Consider the following 515-nt stretch of genomic DNA (forward strand, 5'->3'; position numbering starts at 1 on the left):
CGGGCAGATCTTCCTCCAGTCCGACCTGTTCAACCAGGGCCAGCGCCCGGCGGTGAACGCCGGCATCAGCGTCTCCCGCGTGGGCGGCGCGGCGCAGATCAAGGCCATGCGCCAGGTCGCCGGCAAGCTGCGCATCGACCTCGCCCAGTACCGTGAGCTGGCCGCCTTCGCGCAGTTCAGCTCCGACCTCGACAAGGCGACGCGCGACCAGCTGACCCGCGGCGAGAAGACGACCGAGATCCTCAAGCAGCCCCAGTACGAGCCGCTCCCCGTGGAGAAGCAGGTCGTCATCATCTGGGCCGCCACCGGCGGCCTGCTGGACGACGTCGAGACGGCGAAGATCGCCGAGTTCGAGTCCGGCCTGTACCGCCACCTCGAGTCCGTCTATCCCGACGTGCTGCCGACGATCCTCGCCGAGAAGGTCCTCTCGGACGAGACGGTCGCCACCCTCGAGAAGGCGGTCGCCGAGTTCAAGAACCAGGGCGGCTATGGTGACGCCGATGCGGGCGCCCCCG

Annotated in this window: 1 protein-coding gene; it reads left to right on the forward strand. The window is 69.1% G+C overall.

Annotated features, from left to right (window positions below):
• On the forward strand, nt 1-515 hold a 515-nt coding region (locus tag GEV06_29310), incomplete at both ends, for a F0F1 ATP synthase subunit alpha (protein MPZ21935.1).

The organism is Luteitalea sp. (genome assembly GCA_009377605.1).
GTDB lineage: Bacteria > Acidobacteriota > Vicinamibacteria > Vicinamibacterales > Vicinamibacteraceae > WHTT01.